19 protein-coding genes are annotated in these 20,487 nt (G+C 71.7%); 10 read left to right on the forward strand and 9 right to left on the reverse strand.

Translation table 11 applies throughout. The features are described 5' to 3' along the window. Positions 1 to 77 precede the first annotated feature (77 nt). The 5 genes from ACFVZH_RS16490 (at position 78) to ACFVZH_RS16510 (ending at position 3,622) form a co-directional block, all read left to right on the forward strand. Positions 78 to 236, forward strand: a complete 159-nt coding sequence (locus ACFVZH_RS16490) for a DUF4177 domain-containing protein (RefSeq protein ID WP_384897782.1) — start codon at positions 78 to 80, stop codon at positions 234 to 236. Next, positions 233 to 703, forward strand: coding sequence for a RidA family protein (locus tag ACFVZH_RS16495; protein ID WP_384897784.1), 471 nt, complete (start codon positions 233 to 235; stop codon positions 701 to 703). The genes ACFVZH_RS16490 and ACFVZH_RS16495 overlap by 4 nt, the downstream gene beginning before the upstream one ends. Positions 704 to 788: 85 nt before the next feature. Then, the gene (locus tag ACFVZH_RS16500) at positions 789 to 1,676 is read left to right on the forward strand and encodes an NUDIX hydrolase (RefSeq protein ID WP_384897786.1); all 888 of its coding nucleotides are present in this window, start codon (positions 789 to 791) and stop codon (positions 1,674 to 1,676) included. Further along, positions 1,673 to 2,503 carry an MBL fold metallo-hydrolase gene (locus tag ACFVZH_RS16505; protein WP_384897788.1) on the forward strand — a complete coding sequence of 277 codons (831 nt, stop codon included), beginning with the start codon at positions 1,673 to 1,675 and terminating at the stop codon, positions 2,501 to 2,503. Before ACFVZH_RS16500 ends, ACFVZH_RS16505 begins: the two co-directional genes overlap by 4 nt. A gap of 234 nt (positions 2,504 to 2,737) precedes the next feature. After that, a complete protein-coding gene (locus tag ACFVZH_RS16510; RefSeq protein WP_384897790.1) occupies positions 2,738 to 3,622 on the forward strand; it encodes a prohibitin family protein in 885 nt (294 codons plus the stop codon). A 28-nt stretch (positions 3,623 to 3,650) separates the two neighbouring features. Here ACFVZH_RS16510 and ACFVZH_RS16515 read toward each other — a convergent pair whose 3' ends face one another. Beyond that, entirely contained in the window at positions 3,651 to 4,325 is a 675-nt protein-coding gene (locus ACFVZH_RS16515) for a Crp/Fnr family transcriptional regulator (protein WP_015034542.1), read from the reverse strand. Positions 4,326 to 4,579: 254 nt separating this feature from the next. Here ACFVZH_RS16515 and nth point away from each other — a divergent pair, with 254 nt between their 5' ends. From nth to ACFVZH_RS16530, 3 genes are all read left to right on the forward strand, one after another. Then, entirely contained in the window at positions 4,580 to 5,404 is an 825-nt protein-coding gene (gene nth, locus ACFVZH_RS16520; protein ID WP_384897792.1) for an endonuclease III, read from the forward strand. 150 nt (positions 5,405 to 5,554) lie between these two features. Next, entirely contained in the window at positions 5,555 to 6,259 is a 705-nt protein-coding gene (locus ACFVZH_RS16525) for an NUDIX hydrolase (RefSeq protein ID WP_384897794.1), read from the forward strand. Positions 6,260 to 6,339: 80 nt separating this feature from the next. Further along, positions 6,340 to 7,539, forward strand: coding sequence for a MarP family serine protease (locus ACFVZH_RS16530; RefSeq protein WP_384897796.1), 1,200 nt, complete (start codon positions 6,340 to 6,342; stop codon positions 7,537 to 7,539). Between the two features lie 12 nt (positions 7,540 to 7,551). Here the strand turns inward: ACFVZH_RS16530 and ACFVZH_RS16535 are convergent, their stop codons facing one another. From ACFVZH_RS16535 to ACFVZH_RS16560, 6 genes are all read right to left on the reverse strand, one after another. Further along, entirely contained in the window at positions 7,552 to 7,740 is a 189-nt protein-coding gene (locus ACFVZH_RS16535) for a hypothetical protein (RefSeq protein ID WP_384897798.1), read from the reverse strand. A gap of 122 nt (positions 7,741 to 7,862) precedes the next feature. After that, positions 7,863 to 8,798 (reverse strand): alpha/beta fold hydrolase, encoded by a 936-nt coding sequence (locus tag ACFVZH_RS16540; protein WP_384897800.1) that lies wholly within the window; start codon positions 8,796 to 8,798, stop codon positions 7,863 to 7,865. Next, entirely contained in the window at positions 8,795 to 9,292 is a 498-nt protein-coding gene (locus ACFVZH_RS16545; RefSeq protein ID WP_384897802.1) for a phage holin family protein, read from the reverse strand. The genes ACFVZH_RS16540 and ACFVZH_RS16545 overlap by 4 nt, the downstream gene beginning before the upstream one ends. Positions 9,293 to 9,349: 57 nt before the next feature. Next, on the reverse strand, positions 9,350 to 10,747 hold the full coding sequence (gene nhaA, locus ACFVZH_RS16550) for a Na+/H+ antiporter NhaA (RefSeq protein ID WP_384897804.1): 1,398 nt from the start codon (positions 10,745 to 10,747) through the stop codon (positions 9,350 to 9,352). Positions 10,748 to 10,984: 237 nt separating this feature from the next. Further along, positions 10,985 to 12,940 (reverse strand): acetate--CoA ligase, encoded by a 1,956-nt coding sequence (acs, locus tag ACFVZH_RS16555; protein WP_384897806.1) that lies wholly within the window; start codon positions 12,938 to 12,940, stop codon positions 10,985 to 10,987. Between the two features lie 263 nt (positions 12,941 to 13,203). After that, positions 13,204 to 15,558, reverse strand: a complete 2,355-nt coding sequence (locus tag ACFVZH_RS16560; RefSeq protein ID WP_384897808.1) for a SulP family inorganic anion transporter — start codon at positions 15,556 to 15,558, stop codon at positions 13,204 to 13,206. A gap of 304 nt (positions 15,559 to 15,862) precedes the next feature. On the opposite strand from ACFVZH_RS16560, the gene ACFVZH_RS16565 reads away from it, so the two are divergent. Beyond that, a complete protein-coding gene (locus ACFVZH_RS16565; RefSeq protein WP_384897810.1) occupies positions 15,863 to 17,194 on the forward strand; it encodes a hypothetical protein in 1,332 nt (443 codons plus the stop codon). On the opposite strand, the gene ACFVZH_RS16570 is transcribed toward ACFVZH_RS16565, so the two are convergent. Then, positions 17,172 to 18,158, reverse strand: coding sequence for an ATP-binding protein (locus ACFVZH_RS16570; RefSeq protein ID WP_384897812.1), 987 nt, complete (start codon positions 18,156 to 18,158; stop codon positions 17,172 to 17,174). The two genes, ACFVZH_RS16565 and ACFVZH_RS16570, sit on opposite strands and share 23 nt — an antisense overlap. A 102-nt stretch (positions 18,159 to 18,260) precedes the next feature. On the opposite strand from ACFVZH_RS16570, the gene ACFVZH_RS16575 reads away from it, so the two are divergent. Further along, positions 18,261 to 19,079 (forward strand): oxidoreductase, encoded by an 819-nt coding sequence (locus tag ACFVZH_RS16575; protein WP_384897814.1) that lies wholly within the window; start codon positions 18,261 to 18,263, stop codon positions 19,077 to 19,079. A gap of 436 nt (positions 19,080 to 19,515) precedes the next feature. Here the strand turns inward: ACFVZH_RS16575 and ACFVZH_RS16580 are convergent, their stop codons facing one another. Beyond that, positions 19,516 to 20,382: an HAD family hydrolase gene (locus ACFVZH_RS16580; RefSeq protein ID WP_384897816.1), complete on the reverse strand. Its 867-nt coding sequence runs from the start codon at positions 20,380 to 20,382 to the stop codon at positions 19,516 to 19,518. Positions 20,383 to 20,487: the final 105 nt, after the last annotated feature.

The following is a 20,487-nucleotide window of genomic DNA, read 5'->3' on the forward strand; positions in this document are numbered from 1 at the left end:
CCCGGAGAAGCCCCCTAGGGGCAGCTTCGGGGGCAGCCTCGGAGGACGGCCCGGCGACAGCGGATACAGTCGGCCCCATGACCAAGTGGGAGTACGTCACGGTGCCGCTTCTGGTGCACGCGACCAAGCAGATTCTGGACAACTGGGGCGAGGACGGCTGGGAGCTCGTCCAGGTCGTGCCCGGGCCGAACAACCCCGAGCAGCTCGTGGCCTACATGAAGCGGGCCAAGGCGTGAGCGGGGCCGTCGAGGCGAAGCTCGCCGAGCTCGGCCTGACCCTGCCGGAGGTCGTGCCGCCGCTGGCTGCGTACCAGCCGGCCGTGCAGTCGGGCGTGTACGTCTACACCTCGGGCCAGCTCCCGATGGTGGCCGGCAAGCTCTCGGTGACCGGCAAGGTCGGCGAGGAGGTCACGGCCGAGGAGGCCAAGAAGCTCGCCGCCACGTGCGCGCTGAACGCCCTCGCGGCCGTGAAGTCGGTCGCCGGTGACCTCGACCGCATCAAGCGCGTCGTGAAGGTCGTCGGCTTCGTCGCCTCCGCCGCCGACTTCACCGGGCAGCCTGGCGTCATCAACGGCGCCAGCGAGCTGCTCGGCGCCGTGCTCGGCGAGAAGGGCGTGCACGCGCGCAGCGCCGTCGGCGTGGCCGTGCTGCCGCTCGACGCCCCCGTCGAGGTCGAGGTCCAGGTCGAGCTCGTCGACGCCTGACCCGCACGCGTGACGCAGGGCCGGTTTTCCCGCTCTGGGGAAACCGGCCCTCGTGCATTCCGATGCTTGCGCATAGCATCCGGCCATGCCGAATGGTCAGCCGAATCAGTCGAACGGTCAGTGGTACCCGCCGGAGTGGCCGGACCGCATCCGCGCCCTCGCCGCCGGTGAGCTCACCCCGGTGACCCCCCGGCGTGCCGCCACCGTCCTGCTCCTGCGCGACGGGGCGGCCGGACCGGACGTCCACATGCTGCGCCGCCGCGCCTCGATGGCCTTCGCGGGCGGCGCGTACGCCTACCCCGGCGGCGGTGTCGACCCGCGCGACGAGCAGCCGGTCCGCTGGGCGGGCCCCACCCTGGAGACCTGGGCCGCGCGGCTCGGGCTCGACGACCCCGCGCAGGCCCAGGCCGTGGTCTGCGCCGCCGTCCGCGAGACGTACGAGGAGGCGGGCGTCCTGCTCGCCGGCGAGGCCGCGGACACGGTGGTCGGCGACACGACCGGCGAGGAGTGGGAGCGGGACCGGGAGGCGCTGGTCGCCCGCGAGCTGTCCTTCGCCGACTTCCTCGACCGGCGGGGGCTCGTCCTGCGCTCGGACCTGCTGGGCGCCTGGGCGCGCTGGATCACGCCCGAGTTCGAGCAGCGCCGGTACGACACCTGGTTCTTCGTGGCGGCGCTGCCGGCCGGGCAGCGCACCCGCAACGCCTCCACGGAGGCGGACCGCACGGTCTGGATCCGCCCGGCGGAGGCCGCGGCGGGCTACGACCGGGGCGAGCTGACGATGATGCCGCCGACGATCTCGACCCTGCGCACCCTGGAGCCGTACGGAACGGCCGCGGAGGCGCTGGCGGCGGCGGACGGCCAGGACATGACCCCGGTCCTCGCCCAGGCCCGTCTGGAGGGCGAGGAGCTGGTCCTGAGCTGGCCGGGCCACGAGGAGTTCACCAAGATCATCCCGGCCGGGGGTGAGCGGTGAGCGACGCCGCGGCCCTCCCCGGGCAGCCGCGCGGACTCGTGGTCTCCGGACCGGCGACCGCCCGCGCCGCGAACGTCCTGGCGCCCAACCCGTCCGCCATGACCCTGGACGGCACCAACACCTGGCTGCTCTCCGAGCCCGGCTCGGAGCTCGCGGTCGTCGTCGACCCGGGCCCGCTCGACGAGGCGCACCTCGGCCGGGTGGTCGAGACCGCCGCGGCGCTCGGCAAGCGGGTCGCGCTGACCCTGCTGACCCACGGCCATCCCGACCACGCGGAGGGCGCCGGGCGCTTCGCCGAGCTGACCGGGACGGCCGTGCGGGCCCTCGATCCGGCGCTGCGGCTCGGCGACGAGGGTCTCGGCGCGGGGGACGTGGTGACCGTCGGCGGCCTGGAGCTGCGGGTCGTCCCGACGCCCGGGCACACCTCGGACTCGCTCTCCTTCCACCTGCCCGCCGACCGGGCGGTGCTGACGGGCGACACGATCCTGGGGCGCGGCACGACGATGGTCGCGCATCCGGACGGGCGGCTCGGCGACTACCTGGACTCGCTGCGGCGGCTGCGCTCGCTGACCGTCGACGACGGGGTCCACACGGTCCTGCCGGGGCACGGGCCGGTCCTGGAGGACGCGCAGGGGGCCGTGGAGTTCTACCTCGCGCACCGGGCGAGCCGGCTCGCCCAGGTGGAGAAGGCGGTGGCGGACGGCCACCGGACGGCCGCCGGGGTCGTCGCCCACGTCTACGCGGACGTGGACCGCTCGCTGTGGCCGGCGGCGGAGCTGTCCGTCCGGGCGCAGCTGGAGTACCTGGGGGAGCGCGGAGGGGTCTAGGGCCTGTCGGCACCTTCCCGTCTTCCCCACGACGCCCGGCGCGCGCGATCCAGGGGGTCGTCCTGTCGATCGGCCGGATCAGGGCGCGGTGCGCGGCCCTCGGGGCGGTCCGGTCCGGCGGGCCGGGGGTGGTCGTCACGATCCTGTCCCGAGGACACCCCCGGTCTTTTGGTGTTCCTGACCCCTGTTTTACGCTCCGCTTACTTCTGACCGTAGCTTTCGGGGGGAACGCCCGTGTTCGTCGTCGCCATTCTGTTGGTCATAGCCGCAGTGGTGCTCTTTTTCGTAGGCCGCGCCAATGACTCCAAGGGGCTGAGGTTCGGCGCCCTCGGCGCGCTCCTGGCGGGCGCCTTCTCGCTGGTCGCGAGCATGACGTACGTGATCAGCGCGTACGAGGTCGGTGTGCCGGTCGCGTTCGGCAAGGTGGGCTCGCCCATGACCTCGGGCCTGCACGTGAAGTCGCCGTTCACGAACGTCACGACCTTCTCGACCCGCCCCGTCGACCTCAACCTCTCCGACAAGGACGTGGTCGAGGTCCGCTCCTCGCAGGGCGGTGTCATGTACGTCGAGGTGACGGTGAAGTGGGCCGTCGTCCCGTCCAAGTCCGTCGAGCTGTACAAGCTCGCGGGCACCGAGGACGCCATCCAGCAGCGGCTCGTCTACCCCGACAGCCGGGAGATCGTCCGCAACGTCTTCGCCCGCTACTCCAGCGAGCAGGGGTACGCCACCGACCGCGAGAAGATCAACGCCGAGATCGGTGACCTGATCGAGCAGCGCCTGGCCCCGCGCGGCATCGTCGTGACCACGGTCAACCTGCGCAACGTGAAGCCCTCGGACGCCCTCCAGGGCCAGATCGACCGCAAGATCCAGCAGCAGCAGGCCACCGAGCGGGCCATCGAGGCGTCCCGTACCGCCAAGGCCGAGGCCGACCGGCGCCGGATCGAGGCGGAGGGCATCGCCCGCGCCAACAAGATCCTCAACGACTCGCTGACGGACAAGGTCCTGATGAACCAGTGCATCGACGCGTTCAGGGAGGCCGCGGCGAAGAACGCGATCTACACCGTGCCGTGTGGGGGCGGCACCTCCACCCCGGTGATCGTGGACGGCTCGAAGCGCTGACCGCACGCCCGCGTACGGCGGGCGGTGCTCAGCGCGAGCGCTTCGCGAGGCGCTCCACGTCGAGCAGGATCACCGCGCGGGCCTCCAGGCGCAGCCAGCCGCGCTGGGCGAAGTCGGCGAGCGCCTTGTTGACCGTCTCGCGGGAGGCGCCGACCAGCTGGGCCAGCTCTTCCTGGGTGAGGTCGTGGACGACGTGGATGCCCTCCTCCGACTGCACGCCGAAGCGGCGCGACAGGTCGAGGAGCGCGCGGGCGACACGGCCCGGGACGTCGGAGAAGACCAGGTCGGACATCTGGTCATTGGTCTTGCGCAGCCGGCGGGCGACCGCGCGCAGCAGCGCGGTGGCGACCTCGGGGCGGGCGTTCAGCCAGGGCTGGAGGTCGCCGTGGCCGAGGCCGAGCAGCTTGACCTCGGTCAGTGCGGTCGCGGTGGCGGTGCGCGGGCCCGGGTCGAAGAGCGACAGCTCGCCGATGAGTTCGCCGGGGCCGAGGACGGCCAGCATGTTCTCGCGGCCGTCGGGGGAGGTGCGGTGCAGCTTCACCTTGCCCTCGGTGACCACGTACAGGCGGTCACCGGGGTCGCCCTCGTGGAACAGCGCGTCGCCACGGGCCAGCGTCGCCTCACTCATCGAGGCGCGCAGCTCGGCTGCCTGCTCGTCATCGAGCGCCGCGAAGAGCGGGGCGCGCCGCAGAACGTCGTCCACGAGTTCTCTCCTACTGTCGACCTGCTCAAAGGACCTGGGTCCCATGATGCCGGACGCACAAAACAGTGCGATCAATCACAACAAGTTTGACCCACGGAGCTACCCGTCCGTACGCCAGGGGCCCGATTGGGGGCTGATCGGCCACGCCCGGGGCGGATGTCGGTGGTGGCCCCTAGGCTGGCCGGGTGTCCAACTCGCCGGTGAGAGCGCAGGCCAAGGGGGATGGAAGAGTGTCGGCCGAAGGTAATTCCGCCGTGGGCGAACACGGCGTGTCGAAACGGGTGAAAGCCGCAAATCGGAAGGCGGCGAAGCCCGAGTCGCGGCTCGCGATGGTCCGCAGGGCCCGCAAGATCAACCGGGAGCTGGCCGAGGTCTTCCCGTACGCCCATCCGGAGCTCGACTTCCGCAACCCCTTCGAGCTGCTCGTCGCCACGGTCCTCTCGGCGCAGACCACCGACCTGCGGGTGAACCAGACGACCCCCGCCCTCTTCGCGAAGTACCCCACGCCCGAGGACCTGGCCGCCGCCGTGCCCGAGGAGGTCGAGGAGCTCATCCGCCCCACCGGCTTCTTCCGCGCGAAGACCAGGTCGATCATGGGGCTCGCCGCGGCCCTCAGGGACGACTTCGGCGGCGAGGTCCCCGGCCGCCTCGACGACCTCGTCAAGCTCCCCGGCGTCGGCCGCAAGACCGCCTTCGTCGTCCTGGGCAACGCCTTCGGGGTCCCCGGCATCACCGTCGACACGCACTTCATGCGGCTGGTCAGGCGCTGGCGGTGGACCGAGCAGGAGGACCCGGTCAAGATCGAGGCGGAGATCGCCGAGATCTTCCCGAAGAGCGAGTGGACGATGCTCTCGCACCGGGTGATCTTCCACGGCCGCCGCATCTGCCACGCCCGCAAGCCCGCCTGCGGCGCCTGCCCGATCACCCACCTCTGCCCCTCGTACGGGGAGGGCGAGACCGACCCCGAGAAGGCGAGGAAGCTGCTCAAGTACGAGATGGGCGGCCTCCCGGGACAGCGGCTGAACCCGCCGCCCGGCTACCCCGGCCGCCCGGCGCCACCCCTCGGCGCGAGCGACTGAACCCGCCCCGGCCCCGAGCCCGCCCTGGCCCCGAGCCCGCCCCGCCCCGGCCCTCGGCCCCGAGCCCGCCCAGGCCCCGGTCCCGCCGCCTCGCCGGGGCCGCGGGAACGAACCCGTCCACCGATCGCGTTGTGAACCACGGGGGTGCCTATGACGCGCACTGACGAAGACCTGCACGGACCCGGTACCGGCGGCCTGCTCAGCCGGGACGGACTGCCCGCCTGGCTGGGCCCCGTCGACCGGGCCGCCCGCACGGTCGAGCCCGAGCAGCTGAGCCGCTTCCTGCCGCCCGCGAGCGGAGCCGGCCGCCAGTCCGCCGTGCTCGTCCTCTTCGGCGAGGGCGAGCACGGGCCCGAGCTGCTGCTCATGGAGCGGTCCGGCAGCCTGCGCTCGCACGCCGGGCAGCCCTCCTTCCCCGGCGGCGCCCTCGACCCCGAGGACGGCGACCCGGCCGACGGCGGGCTGCTGCGCGCCGCCCTGCGCGAGGCCGAGGAGGAGACCGGCCTCGACCCCGCCGGCGTCCAGCTCTTCGGCGTGCTCCCCCGGCTGTACATCCCGGTCAGCAGCTTCGTCGTCACCCCCGTCCTCGGCTGGTGGCGCACCCCCAGCCCGGTCGGGGTCGTCGACCCCGGCGAGACCGCCCGGGTCTTCACCGTGCCCGTGGCGGATCTCACGGATCCCGCGAACCGCGCGACGACCGTCCACCCGAGCGGCCACAAAGGCCCCGCGTTCCTCGTCGAATCCGCCCTGGTCTGGGGTTTTACCGCCGGAGTGATCGACCGGCTGCTCCACTTCGCCGGCTGGGAGCGTCCCTGGGACCGTGCCAGACAGGTGCCGCTCGACTGGCGCTCATGACAGGCTGACCTTCGGTGCGGGTCCGGCCTCGGTCGAGCTCGCCCCGGGCGACCGGAAACGAATCTGCGAGGCTACTGACGGTGAACGTGCTGGACATCCTGTTGCTGGTCGCCGCCGTCTGGTTCGCGATCATCGGCTACCGCCAGGGATTCGTGGTCGGCATCCTCTCGGTGATCGGGTTCCTCGGCGGCGGCCTCGTCGCCGTCCTGCTGCTCCCGATCCTCTGGGACCAGCTGACCGACAACAGCGAGGTGTCGACCTCGGCCACGGTCGTCTTCGTGATGGTCGTCATCATCTGCGCCTCCGTCGGCCAGGCGTTCACCACCCACCTCGGCAACAAGCTGCGCCGCTTCATCACCTGGTCGCCCGCGCGCGCCCTCGACGCCACCGGCGGCGCCCTGGTCAACGTGGTCGCGATGCTGCTCGTGGCCTGGCTGATCGGCTCCGCCCTGGCCGGCACCACGCTGCCCACACTGGGCAAGGAGGTCCGGAACTCCAAGGTGCTGCTCGGCGTGTCCCGGGTGATGCCGGACCAGACCTCCACCTGGTTCGCCAACTTCAGCTCGACGCTGGCCCGCAGCGGCTTCCCCCAGGTCTTCAGCCCCTTCGCCAACGAGCCCATCACCGAGGTGCTGCCCCCGGATCCGGCGCTCGCCGACAGCCCCGTCGCCGACCGCGCCCAGCGCTCCATCGTCAAGGTCGTCGGCACCGCCCAGAGCTGCGGCAAGGTCCTCGAAGGCACCGGCTTCGTCTTCGCCGACCGCCGGATCATGACCAACGCCCACGTCGTCGGCGGCGTCGACGAGCCGACCGTCCAGATAGGCGGCGAGGGCAGGCTCTACGACGCCAAGGTCGTCCTCTACGACTGGCAGCGCGACATCGCCGTCCTGGACGTGCCGGACCTCAAGGCCACGCCGCTGTCCTTCACCGACGAGGCCGCCCGCAGCGGCGACGGCGCGATCGTCGCCGGCTTCCCGGAGAACGGCTCGTACGACGTCAGGTCGGCGCGTGTCCGGGGCCGTATCAGCCCCACCGGCCCCGACATCTACCACCGCGACCAGGTGCGCAGGGAGGTCTACTCGCTGTACACGACGGTCCGGCAGGGCAACTCCGGCGGCCCGCTCCTCACCGAGGACGGCGAGGTGTACGGCGTGATCTTCGCCCGCTCCCTCGACGACGCGAACACCGGCTACGCCCTGACGGTCGACGAGATCCGCGAGGACATCGAGCGCGGCCGGACCGCCGACCAGCAGGTCGACACCCAGGCGTGCGCCCTGTAGGAGGCCGGTCGGTCAGTCGCGGGGATGCCGGAGCCGGGCCGAGACCCAGCGGGCCCGGCGGCGCAGAATGCGCGAGATCCCCACCTCTGGCACGGCGTGCGCGCGGCCCTGGTCCTGCGGGCCACCCCTCTCCCGGGAGGCCGGCCCCGTGGCCGAGCGGCGGTCGCGTGCTGTGTCACTGTAGTCGTGCGTCCAGCCCATACTTCGACGTCTGCCCGGGGCCCAAGGTCGGTAACCGCCCGGGGGCCCGCCAATCGGAGTATGCGCCGGGCACATGGCCGTTCGACGGACGCCTGTGCCCTTTCAGGGGTGGTGACGGCACGTCACCGGTCGGGTTCGGGGTCCTTCAGCCAGTTGACGAGCTCCGTGGAGAAGGCCACCGGGTCCTCCTCGTGCGGGTAGTGCCCGAGGCCGTCGAAGAGCCGCCAGCGGTACGGCGCCTCCACGTACTCGCCCGAACCGGCCGCGCTGCGGGTCCGCATCACTGGGTCCATGGAGCCGTGCAGGTGCAGCGTGGGCACCCGTACGGGCCGCTTCATGCGCCGGTTGAACTGGATGCCGTCCGGGCGGGCCAGGGACCGCACCATCCAGCGGTACGGCTCGATCGAGCAGTGCGCCGTCGACGGGACGCGCATCGCCCGCCGGTACACCTCGATCGCCTCGTCGTCGGCCGGCTTCGGCCCCGACCAGTCCCGGATCAGGTCCCCGACCAGCGCCGCGTCGTCCGCGACGAGCTGACGCTCCGGCAGCCACGGCCGCTGGAAGCCCCAGATGTGCGAACCGGCCCGCGACTGGGCGAAGTCGGACAGCATCGCCGAACGCCAGCGGCGCGGGTGCGGCATCGAGGAGACCGCCAGGCGGCGCACCAGCTTGGGCCGCATCACGGCCGCCGTCCAGGCGAGATAGCCGCCCAGGTCGTGCCCGACGAGCGCCGCGTCCGGCTCGCCGAGGGAGCGGATGACGCCGGTGACGTCGAGGGCCAGGTTGGCGGGGTCGTAACCCCGGGGCGTGCGGTCGCTGCCGCCCACCCCGCGCAGGTCCATCGCGACGGCCCGGAACCCGGCCTCGGCCAGGACGGGCAGCTGGTGGCGCCAGGTCCACCAGAACTGCGGGAAGCCGTGCAGGAGCAGTACCAGCGGGCCGTCACCCATCTCGGCGATGTGGAAGCGGGCGCCGTTGGCGGCCACGTCGCGATGGGTCCACGGCCCGTCGAGCCGTACGGGCCCGGCGTTGCCGTTGCTGCTCTCGGGGAGGGTCATACCGACGAGCGTGCCACAGCGGAGGACTTCTCCAGCGCCGCGTCGAGGGCCTTGGCCGGCTCGGGGCGGGGGTGCGGCTTGACCGTGGAGAGCATGGCGGCGGTCTGCTTGGCCGAGGCGATGGACTTCTCCGGCGGCTTGACCTTCTTGAACTTGGCGTACGCGATCAGGCCGAGCAGCGCCGCGACCAGCACGTTGAAGGCGAAGGACAGCAGGAAGCACCAGACGAGGTTCCAGCCCCCGTTGCCGTTGTGCCCGCCGGTCCAGGTGTTGATGGCGTACGCGAGCGCGAAGCTCAGCATCGGCAGCGAGAACAACAGCACGACCGCGGCCGCGATACCGGCCGCGCTCCCGATCACGCCGCGCTTGACGTCCTGCCTGATCTCGGCCTTGGCCAGGGCGAGCTCGTCGTGCACCAGTGCGGACATCTCGGCGGTCGCCGAGGCGACCAGCTGACCGAGGCTGCGCTCGGTGCCGTCGTACGGGTCGCTCATCGCTGCTCCCTCTTCTCTTCTGCGGTCCGAGTTCTCTTCTACGCGGTCCGACTCAGATCATGCCGGACGGTCGGCCCCGTCGCGCGGTGCCCCCGCCAGTTGGGCGCGCTCTCGGTGTTCGGCGGCCTTGCGCTCGTAGATCTCGGCCATCCGCAGGTGGTACGCCGGGTTGTCCTGCTCGTAGATGTCGGGGATGCCGTCCTCGTCGTCGTCGCGCTCCTCCTCGGTGACGAGCGCCTGGTACTTGCGTACCCGCAGCTTCAGCAGGACGGAGGCGAGGACGGCCGCGATGAGCGAGCCGATGAGGACGGCGGCCTTCACCTCGTCGGTGAGGACGGGGTCGTCGGCGAAGGCGAGTTCGCCGATGAGCAGCGAGACGGTGAAGCCGATGCCGGCGAGTGTGGCGACGGCGAAGACGTCCGGCCAGGCCAGGTCGGGGTTGAGCTCCGCCTTGGTGAAGCGGGCGGCGAGCCAGGTGCCGCCGAAGATCCCGACGGCCTTGCCGACGACGAGACCCAGGACGACGCCGAGGGTGACGGGCTGGGTGAACACGTCGTGGATCGCGCCGCCGGAGACGCTCACCCCGGCGGAGAAGAGCGCGAACAGCGGTACGGCGAGGCCGGCCGAGATCGGGCGGACGAGGTGCTCGACGCGCTCGCCGGGGGAGTGCTCCTCGCCCTCCCGGGTGGTGCAGCGCAGCATCAGGCCCATGGCGACGCCGGCGATGGTGGCGTGGACGCCGCTGTTGTACATCAGGCCCCAGACGACCAGGGCCAGCGGGACGTACACGTACCAGCCGCGGACGCCCGCGCGGAGCAGCACCCAGAAGAGGACGAGTCCGGCGACGGCGCCGCCGAGCGCGGCGAAGTTCAGGTCGGCGGTGAAGAAGATCGCGATGATCAGGATCGCGAAGAGGTCGTCGACGACGGCGAGGGTGAGCAGGAAGGCACGGAGCGCGGAGGGCAGCGAGGTGCCGATGACGGCGAGGACGGCGAGCGCGAAGGCGATGTCGGTCGCGGTGGGGACGGCCCAGCCGTCCATGGAGCCGTTGCCGAGGGTGTTGACCAGGGCGTAGACGAGGGCGGGCGCGGCCATGCCGCAGAGCGCGGCGATGACGGGGAGCGCGGCGGCCCGGCGGTCGCGCAGTTCGCCCGCGACGAGTTCGCGCTTGAGCTCGATGCCGGCGACGAAGAAGAAGATCGCGAGGAGGCCGTCGGCGGCCCAGTGCTGGATCGACAGGTCGAGGCCGAGGGCGGCGGGGCCTATGTGGAAGTCGCTGACGGACTCGTAGCTGTCGCTCAGTGGCGTGTTGGCCCAGACGAGGGCGGTGACGGCGGCGATGAGGAGCAGGACGCCGCCCACGGTCTCGGTGCGCAGGGCGTCGGTGAGGTGCCGCCGCTCGGGCAGGGAGAGTCGGCCGAGGAACTTGCGGTCGGTCGGTGCGGGCGCGGCCACGGGGAAAACCTCCGGTCGGTGGGCAGGGCAGAGCACATGCCGACCAGACTTCCCGGCGCACCTAGGTTTTCTTGTCGCGTCACTGACGCGGTCCTTACTTTACCTAACGAGCGTGGGTTGTGTCCGGCGAGATTTACTTTAGGGAGAAATGCACGTTTCGTCCCTCCGGGTGCGCGGAACGGGAAACGCCCGCCCCGAGTGGACCGGGGCGGGCGTCAGGGGCGTACGAGCCGCTGCTCAGTCCTCGCTGGAGGTGGCCGGCAGCTGCGTCTGGATGAGCGACATGACCGAGGAGTCGGTCAGCGTGGTGACGTCTCCCAGCTCCCGGTTCTCCGCGACGTCGCGGAGCAGGCGGCGCATGATCTTGCCCGAGCGGGTCTTCGGCAGCTCCGCCACCGGCAGGATCCGCTTCGGCTTGGCGATCGGGCCGAGGGTCGCGCCGACGTGGTTGCGCAGGTCGGCGACGAGGTTCTCGTCCTCGCTGGCCGTGCCGCGCAGGATGACGAAGGCGACGATGGCCTGGCCGGTCGTCTCGTCGGCGGCGCCGACGACGGCCGCCTCGGCGACGGACGGGTGGGAGACCAGGGCCGACTCGACCTCGGTCGTCGAGATGTTGTGGCCCGAGACGAGCATGACGTCGTCGACCCGGCCGAGCAGCCAGATGTCGCCGTCCTCGTCCTTCTTCGCACCGTCGCCGGCGAAGTACTTGCCCGGGAAGCGGGACCAGTAGGTGTCGATGTAGCGCTGGTCGTCGCCCCAGATGGTGCGGAGCATCGACGGCCACGGCTCGGTCAGGACCAGGTAGCCGCCGCCGCCGTTCGGGACCTCGTTGGCCTCGTCGTCGACGACGGTCGCGGCGATGCCCGGCAGCGGGCGCTGGGCGGAGCCCGGCTTGGTCTCGGTGACGCCCGGCAGCGGCGAGATCATCATCGCGCCGGTCTCGGTCTGCCACCAGGTGTCCACGATCGGCGTCTTGTTCGCGCCGATGTGCTCGCGGTACCAGACCCACGCCTCGGGGTTGATCGGCTCGCCGACCGAGCCCAGCACGCGGAGGCTGGACAGGTCGAACTTCGCGGGGATGTCGTCGCCCCACTTCATGAACGTGCGGATCGCGGTCGGCGCCGTGTAGAGGATCGTGACGCCGTACTTCTGCACGATCTCCCAGAACCGCCCCTGGTGCGGGGTGTCCGGGGTGCCCTCGTACATGACCTGCGTCGCGCCGTTGGCCAGCGGGCCGTAGACGATGTACGAGTGCCCGGTGACCCAGCCGATGTCGGCGGTGCACCAGTAGACGTCGGTCTCCGGCTTGAGGTCGAAGACGGCGTGGTGGGTGTAGGCGGCCTGGGTCAGGTAGCCGCCGGAGGTGTGCAGGATGCCCTTCGGCTTCCCCGTGGTGCCGGAGGTGTAGAGGATGAAGAGCGGGTGCTCCGCATCGAACGCCTCGGGGGTGTGCTCCGCGGACTGGCGGGCGACGATGTCGTCCCACCACACGTCGCGGCCCTCGGTGAAGGCGGTGTCCTGGCCCGTGCGGCGGACCACGAGGACGTGCTCGACCTGCGGACACTTGGCGACGGCCTCGTCGATGGCCGGCTTGAGTGCGCTCGGCTTGCCGCGGCGGTAGCCGCCGTCGGCGGTGACGACCAGCTTGGCGTCCGCGTCCTGGATGCGGGAGGCCACGGCGTCGGCCGAGAAGCCGCCGAAGACCACCGAGTGGGCGGCGCCGACGCGGGCGCAGGCCAGCATCGTGATGGCCGCCTCGGGGATCATCGGCAGGTAGACGGCGACCCGGTCGCCCTTGCGGACGCCCAGCTCGGTCAGGGCGTTGGCCGCCTTCGAGACCTCGTCCTTGAGCTCGGCGTAGGTGATCGCGCGGCTGTCGCCCGGCTCGCCCTCGAAGTGGATGGCGACCCGGTCGCCGTGGCCGGCCTCGACGTGCCGGTCGACGCAGTTGTACGCCACGTTCAGCTCGCCGTCCGCGAACCACTTGGCGAACGGCGGGTTCGACCAGTCGAGCGTCTCGGTCGGCTCGGTGGCCCAGGTCAGACGCTTGGCCTGCTCGGCCCAGAAGCCCAGCCTGTCCGCCTTGGCCTGCTCGTACGCCTCCGCCGTCACGTTGGCGTGCGCGGCCAGCTCGGCGGGCGGCGCGAAGCGGCGCTCTTCCCGGAGCAGATTGGCCAGGCTTTCGTTGCTCACGACATCTCCCTTTCCCAGGGCGTCCTCTGTACTTATGTGTCCCGTGTCATAGCTCACCAGTCAGATGCCCGGGTGACAAGAGCCTCCAGGCAATTGGTTTAGACCTGTGAGCGGTCAGACGTACGGTGGCCCCTTCTTCCCGAGCGGTGGGAGAAGGGGCCACACAGTCTCACGGACGGCCGGAGCCGATGGTTCAGGACGCGCGGGGGCCGAAACGCTCCGTCCGGATCAGGGCGCGCGGGGGCCGAAACACTCTGTCCGGATCAGGACGCGCACGCCGTCTCGAAATGATCCGTCGGCATGACCTGGGTGAAGACGTCGTCGTAGCTGTGCACCTCGTCCGCCCCGGAGAGCAGATACGCCTGCGCCTCGCCCACATGGAAGTACACGCCGTTCAGCGTGAGCGTCCCCTCGGCCAGTCGGCGGGCCACCGGCTCGTACGCCCTCAGGTGCTCCAGCTGCTGCACCACGTTGGTCAGGCAGAGCTGCTCGACCGCGTCGGCGGGCAGCCGCCCGGAGATCCGGGCCCAGGCGTGCCGCCGGCTCGCCATCCGCTCCAGACTGGGCCGGCCGTGGCGCAGCCAGCGGCGGAGCGGCGTCGGCGGGTCGTCCGGCCCGGCGTTCAGCAGGGCCTGCATCGCGCCGCAGCCGGAGTGGCCGCAGACGGTGATCGAATCGACCCGGAGCACCTCCACGGCGTACTCGATCGCCGCCGCCACCGAGTCGTCCCCGCTCTCCTCACCGGGGAGCGGGACGAGGTTGCCGACGTTGCGCACGGTGAAGAGGTCGCCGGGCCCGCTCGACGTGATCATGCTCGTCACGAGGCGGGAGTCGGCGCAGGTCAGGAAGAGCTGCGAGGGCCGCTGCCCCTCCCGGGCGAGGCGCGCGAGCTCGTCCCGCACGAGCGGGGCGGTGTTCCGCTGGAACTTGCCGATGCCGCTCGCCAGGTGAAGCGCCGTCGTGCGCTCGGGGGCGTCGCTCGCGGCCCGCTCCTCCGGCCGCTCCCCGCACTGGTGGTTGTGCCAGGGGTTCCACGGGCGGCAGCAGGAGTGCGGGGCGGAGGCGGCGGCGGGCTCCGGCTCGGCGATCCGGACGCCGGAGGGGCCGGTGGTCTCCACCGTGCCGCCGTGCGCGAGGTGTCCGGCGGTCCAGTCGCTCAGCGTCTCGTAGGCCGCGTGGTCCATGAAGGACCCGTCCAGCGCGACCACCACGTCGGACCCGTGCGGCAGCTGGTGCAGCGCCCGGCTCAGCCGGGGGACGGCGAGGAACGTCAACTGGCCGCGCACGTGCAGCACCTGGCGACCGTCGCGCACCTCGAGGGTGATCCGGGTGCGGGCGAGCCGATGCAGGGCCACCGCGACGGCCACGCCGACGCCGAGGGCGACGCCCTCCAGGATGCCGACGAGGACGACCCCCGTCAGCGTCACCGCGTAGACGACGACCTCGCGGTGCCGGGTGACCGTGCGGATGTGGGTGATGCTGACCATCTGGATGCCGACCACCATGACGAGGGCGGCGAGCGCGGGCAGCGGGATCAGGTCGAGCACGGGCACCAGCAGCAGGGCCGCGAGGACGATCCACAGGCCGTGCAGCATGGTGGAGGCCCGGCTCACCGCGCCCGCCGAGACGTTGGCGACGCTGCGGACCGCGACCCCGGCGACCGGCAGTCCGCCGAGCGCGCCGGAGATCACGTTCGCCGCGCCCTGACCGGCGAGTTCGCGGTCGAGGGCGGACCGGGGGACGCCCCGGCCGCCGTCCCGGCGGGCGGCGACGAGCTTGTCGACCGCCACGGCCGACAGCAGCGACTGCACACTGGTCACCAGGGTGATCGTGAGCACGCCGGCCGCGATGCCGAGGACGGGGCCCTCGGGCAGCCCCGGCAGGGCGTGGCTGCTCCAGGACGGCAGGTCGACCCGGGGGACGGCGAGTCCGGCGAGCGCCGCCACCGCCGTCGCCCCGGCCACCGCGACGAGCGCGGCCGGGACCTTCCCGGCGAGCCGCCCGGCCCGGCCCGGCAGCCGCGGCCAGCAGAGCAGTACGGCCACGGTGAGGGCGCTGACGCCGAGCGCCGCCGGGTGGGCGCGCGCCAACTGGGCGGGCAGGCCCAGGGCGTTGTCCACGGTGGAGCTCTGCGGGGTGCCGCCGAGCACGATGTGGAGCTGCGCGAGGGCGATGGTGACGCCGATGCCGGCCAGCATGCCGTGCACGATCGCGGGCGAGACGGCGAGGGCGGAGCGGGCCACCCGCAGGGCGGAGAGCGCGAGCTGGGCCAGGCCCGCGAGGACGGTGATGGCGCAGGTGGTGCGCCAGCCGTACAGCTGGATGAGCTCGGCCGTCACGACGGTGAGGCCGGCGGCGGGCCCGCTGACCTGGAGCGGGGAGCCGCCGAACCGGCCGGCCACGATGCCGCCGACGGCGGCCGCGACCAGTCCGGCCTGGAGCGGGGCTCCGGTGGCGAGTGCGATGCCCAGCGAGAGGGGCAGCGCGATCAGGAAGACGGCGACCGAGGCGGACAGGTCGGCGCCGGCGACGCGGAAGCGGCGCGGTCCGTCCGGCGGGCTGTGGGGCCGCTGGGCCCGGGGTCGGGTGGTGGTGCGGTCAGGGGTGCAGAGAGTCATGTTCCCGTCTCCTCCGGGGCAGCGCGGTCGCGGCTCGTGCGGGACGAACGTGGGGGCTCGCGGCCGTGGGTCACGGCGTGCAGCGGCGGGATTCGCGGCGGGACCCCCGTCAAGGCAAGGATCAACGCTCAGTAAATGGATCGTAATGGAGAGTAAAGACTGCGGCATTGTTTTCGGGGCAAACAGGGCAATGATTCACCGGTTCCGGTGATAGCCGAACGGATTACCGCTTGTCGTTTCATCGTCCCGGCCGTCGCGGTGCGACGTTGACGCCGCTCGTACGGAACCGAGGAGAGGTGGGCGGATGACAGCCGCCGGGAGAAGGACCGCAGTCCACAAGAAGGCGCTCGCCGCCGGAGCCCTCGCCGTCGCCCTGATCACCGGCCTCGCCGGCTGCTCGGGTTCCGACGGCGCGGCCACGAAGGGCACGTCCGGCGGCGCCGCCGGACCCAAGAAGGGCCCCGCCGCCGCACCCAAGGCCGTGCCCCGTCTGATCGGCGACGGCTCCACGGCCTTCACCGGCGCCCAGCCCCACCAGCCGGTCTGGCAGCGCCTCAAGCCGGGGGAGACCCCGCCGCAGTTCGTCGTCTTCTCCTGGGACGGCGCCGGCGAGGACAGCCAGAAGCTCTTCTCCCACTTCCGCACGGTCGGCAAGAAGTACGACGCCAAGATGACGTACTTCCTCAGCGGCGTGTACCTGCTGCCCGAGGAGAAGCGGAACCTCTACGACCCGCCGCAGCACAGCGCCGGCCGCTCCGACATCGGCTTCAACGACACCGAGGGCATCCGCGCCACCGTCCGCGAACTGCGCGGCGCCTGGCTGGAGGGCAACGAGGTCGGCACCCACTTCAACGGGCACTTCTGCGGCGCCGACGGCGGCGTCGGCAACTGGTCCGTCGAGGACTGGAAGAGCGAGATCGACCAGGCCAAGTCCTTCGTCAAGAACTGGAAGACGAACGCCGGCCTGCGCGCGGAGCAGCCGCTGCCCTTCGACTACGACAAGGAACTGGTGGGCGCCCGCACCCCCTGCCTGGAAGGGCGGAACAACTTCGTCCAGGCGGCGGCCCAGATGGGCTTCCGCTACGACACCAGCGGCGTCAACGACCAGATCTGGCCCAAGAAGGACCTGGGCCTGTGGGACCTGTCGATGCAGCTCGTGCCGGTCCCCGGCCGCGCCTTCCAGACGCTCTCCATGGACTACAACTTCCTGGTGAACCAGTCGCCCGGCACGACCCAGGGCGACTCCTCCCGGCACGCCTACTGGGGCGACCAGATGCGCGACGGCCTGGTCCAGGCGTTCGAGCGCTCCTACCGGGGCAACCGGGCGCCGCTGATCATCGGCAACCACTTCGAGTCCTGGAACGGCGGCACGTACATGCGGGCCATCGAGGAGACCATCGCCACGGTCTGCGTGCAGAAGGACGTCAAGTGCGTCTCCTTCCGCCAGCTCGCCGACTGGCTGGACGCCCAGGACCCCGACGTCATCGCCAAGATGCGCACCCTGAAGGTCGGCGAGGCCCCGACCGGCGGCTGGAAGGGCTTCCTCGCCCCCCGGCCGGCGGCCCCCGCCGGCGCTCCGGCGGCGGCCGTCCCGGCGGTCACCACCCCAGCCGTCAAGCAGGCTGAACGGCGCTGAGCCCTTCGGATAGCACGAACCCGGGGTCGACCTGCGCGGCCAGGTCGGCCCCGGTCTTGGCGTTGCCCCAGCTCTCCGCGTTCCGCAGGTGGAAGTGGACCATCTGGCGGGTGTAGCGCTCCCAGTCCCGGTGGGCGTACGAGTCGTCCGCCGCGTCCTGGAGGGCCTGGAGCGACATGCGGTTCTCCGCCTCCAGAAGCTCGAAGCGGGGCGGGCGGCCCTTCTCCATCGCGCGGACCCAGTCGGAATGGCCGACCGTCACGAGCAGGTCCTCGCCGACCTCCTCGCGGAGGAAGTCGAGGTCGTCCCGGCCCTGCACCTTGTTGCCGACGACCTTGAGCACGACCCCGAAGTCCCGCGCGTACTCCTTGTACTGGCGGTAGACCGAGACGCCCTTGCGGGTCGGTTCGGCGACCAGGAAGGTCATGTCGAAGCGCGTGAAGAGGCCGGACGCGAAGGAGTCCGAACCCGCCGTCATGTCGACGACCACGTACTCGTCGGCGCCGTCGACCAGGTGGTTGAGGCAGAGCTCGACCGCCCCGACCTTCGAGTGGTAGCAGGAGACCCCGAGGTCCGACTCCGTGAACGGGCCGGTCGCCATCAGCCGGACGTCCCCGTCGTCGAGCGGGACCGGCCGCGCGCACGCCTCGTACACCGGGTTGTCCTCGCGGACCCGCAGCAGCCGCGAGCCCTCCCCGGGCGGCGTCGTCTTGATCATCGTGTCGGCGGAGTCGATCCGCGGGTTGGAGCCCCGCAGGTACTCCTTGATGAGCGGCAGGTGCGCCCCCATCGCGGGCAGCGCGGCGGCCTCCGCGTCGGGCAGGCCGAGCGCGGTGCCGAGGTGCTGGTTGATGTCGGCGTCGACGGCGACGACCGGGGCTTCGTTGGCGGCGAGGTGGCGGATGAAGAGCGAGGACAGCGTGGTCTTGCCGCTGCCGCCCTTCCCCACGAAAGCGATCTTCATGTTCACCTAGCGTAGTGGCACGATCGCGGGCAGTGGTCAAGGAGCGTGAAGAAGACCACTCCTTCGTGGGGCGGGCCCCCCGGGCGCGTAGCCTCCCTACCTATGAGTACGCACGCCTCTGACCCCTTGGCCGCCCTCGGCTCCCTGCCGGGCGTCGCCGACGCGGTGGACTCCGTACGCAAGGCCGTCGACCGGGTCTACGGCCACCGCGTGATGCGTCGCCGCAGCAACGAGATCTCCTCCGAGGCGGCTCTGCGCGGGGCGCGCGGCTCGGCCGCCCTCGCCGGCGCCGACTGGGCCCTGGAAGAGGTCCGCCGCCGCAGCGACTTCAGCGCCGACCCCGAGGCCCGCACCGTCGGCGCCGCCCTGCGCCTCGGCGCCGAGGCCGGGCAGCTGCTCTCCATCTGGCGCCAGTCGCCGCTGCGGGTCCTCGCCCGGCTCCACCTGGTCGCCGCGGGCGACCCCGGCACGTCCGTGGGGCGGCCCCGGCTGGACGGCGAGACCGTCGACGAGCCGCTGATCGAGGCCCCGGCCCCGGCGCCCTCCGAGGTCGCCGGACGCCTCGACGGGCTCGCGGAACTGATCGTCGCGGGCGGCGAGGCCCCGGCCCTGGTGACCGCCGCCGTGGTGCACGGCGAACTGCTCGCACTGCGGCCCTTCACCTCGTACAACGGGCTGGTCGCGCGGGCCGCGGAGCGGATCGTGCTGATCGGCAGCGGCCTCGACCCCAAGGCGATCTGCCCGGCCGAGGTCGGCCACGCGGAGCAGGGGCGCGCCGCCTATGTCGCGGCCTTCGACGGGTATCTGTCGGGGACCCGGGAGGGCGTCGGCGCCTGGATCGCCCATTGCGGGCGCTCGGTCGAGCTGGGGGTCCGGGAGTCGACGGCCGTCTGCGAGGCGCTTCAGCGCGGCGCCGCCTGAGGCCGACGCCTTCGCCCGAGGCTTGAGCCCGACGTCTGCCGCCTGAGGGCCGATGCCTGAGGGCTGACGTCTGAGGGCTGACGCCGAGGACTGACGCCCGAGGCGGCCGGGGAAGAAAGAATTCCGGGCCCCGCGCGGGGCCCGGAATGGGTTGCGGCGGCACCAGTTCTGGTACCGCCGCTGGCACGTCCACCCAGTTACCAAGCGTCCTCGATATGTGCCCATCAGGCCGGGTGCTTTGCCCTTGGCCTGGTGCGGCTGGCCCGTAATCGACGGGTCGACGTCGCGTGGGTGCCCGGTTTCGGTGCTAGGTCCGTGGGGCCTTCATGCTCAACAGGTGATCCTCTCGGATGTCCTCGGTCTCGCGGGCCTGATTCCTTTCTACTCCTGTCCGGGTGGAAGCGAAAGTGCTGGCTCCACTTCTCTGGCGCATCACTCAAATTCGGGCAAAGTCATCCGCCAGTCGATGGGCGAGCGCGGCCTGCCGGCGCCGGGCGGCGTACCAGACGAGTCCGGCACCCACCGCCGCCGCGCCCACGGCCGCCGCGGCGACGAGGGTGGGCCGGGGAGGCATCCGGAACTCGGGCAGCCGCTGCTTGAGCCGTACCGGCTTCTCGAAGGCGAGGACCGGCCATTCCCGGGCCGTGGCCTCGCGGCGCAGCGTCCGGTCCGGGTTGACCGCGTACGGGTGGCCGACGGCCTCCAGCATCGGGATGTCGGTCGCCGAGTCGCTGTACGCGTAGCAGCGCGAGAGGTCGTAGCCCTCGGACTCCGCGAGCTCCCGCACCGCCTCGGCCTTCGTCGGGCCGTAGGCGTAGTACTCGACCTCGCCGGTGAAGCAGCCGTCCTCGCCGACCACCATCCGGGTGGCGACGACACGGTCGGCCCCGAGCATCTCGCCGATCGGCTCGACCACCTCGGCTCCGGAGGTCGAGACGATGACGACATCGCGGCCCGCGGCGTGATGCTCCTCGATGAGGGAGGCCGCTTCGTCGTAGATGATCGGGTCGATCAGGTCGTGAAGGGTCTCGGCGACGAGCTCCTTCACCTGGGCGACGTTCCAGCCTTTGCAGAGCGCGGAAAGGTATTCGCGCATCCGCTCCATCTGGTCGTGATCGGCCCCGCCCACGAGGAAGACGAACTGGATGTAGGCCGTCCGCAGGGCGGCGCGGCGGCTGATCAGTCCGCCCCGGTAGAAGGACTTGCTGAAGGTCAGCGTCGAGGACTTCGCAATGACCGTCTTGTCCAGGTCAAAGAAGGCGGCTGTGCGCGGCAAGGAGTGGTTTTCCACAAGCCTGAGCATAGGTGCCCGCCATTCGGCGTACGCTCGGGCGCGTGGGTTTGCCTGAGAAGGCTCTCGGGTACACCATGGAAGTCACGGATCGTTCGCGACCGTGCTAACCCGGTC

Source organism: Streptomyces sp. NPDC059534, assembly GCF_042743475.1.
Classification (GTDB): domain Bacteria; phylum Actinomycetota; class Actinomycetes; order Streptomycetales; family Streptomycetaceae; genus Streptomyces.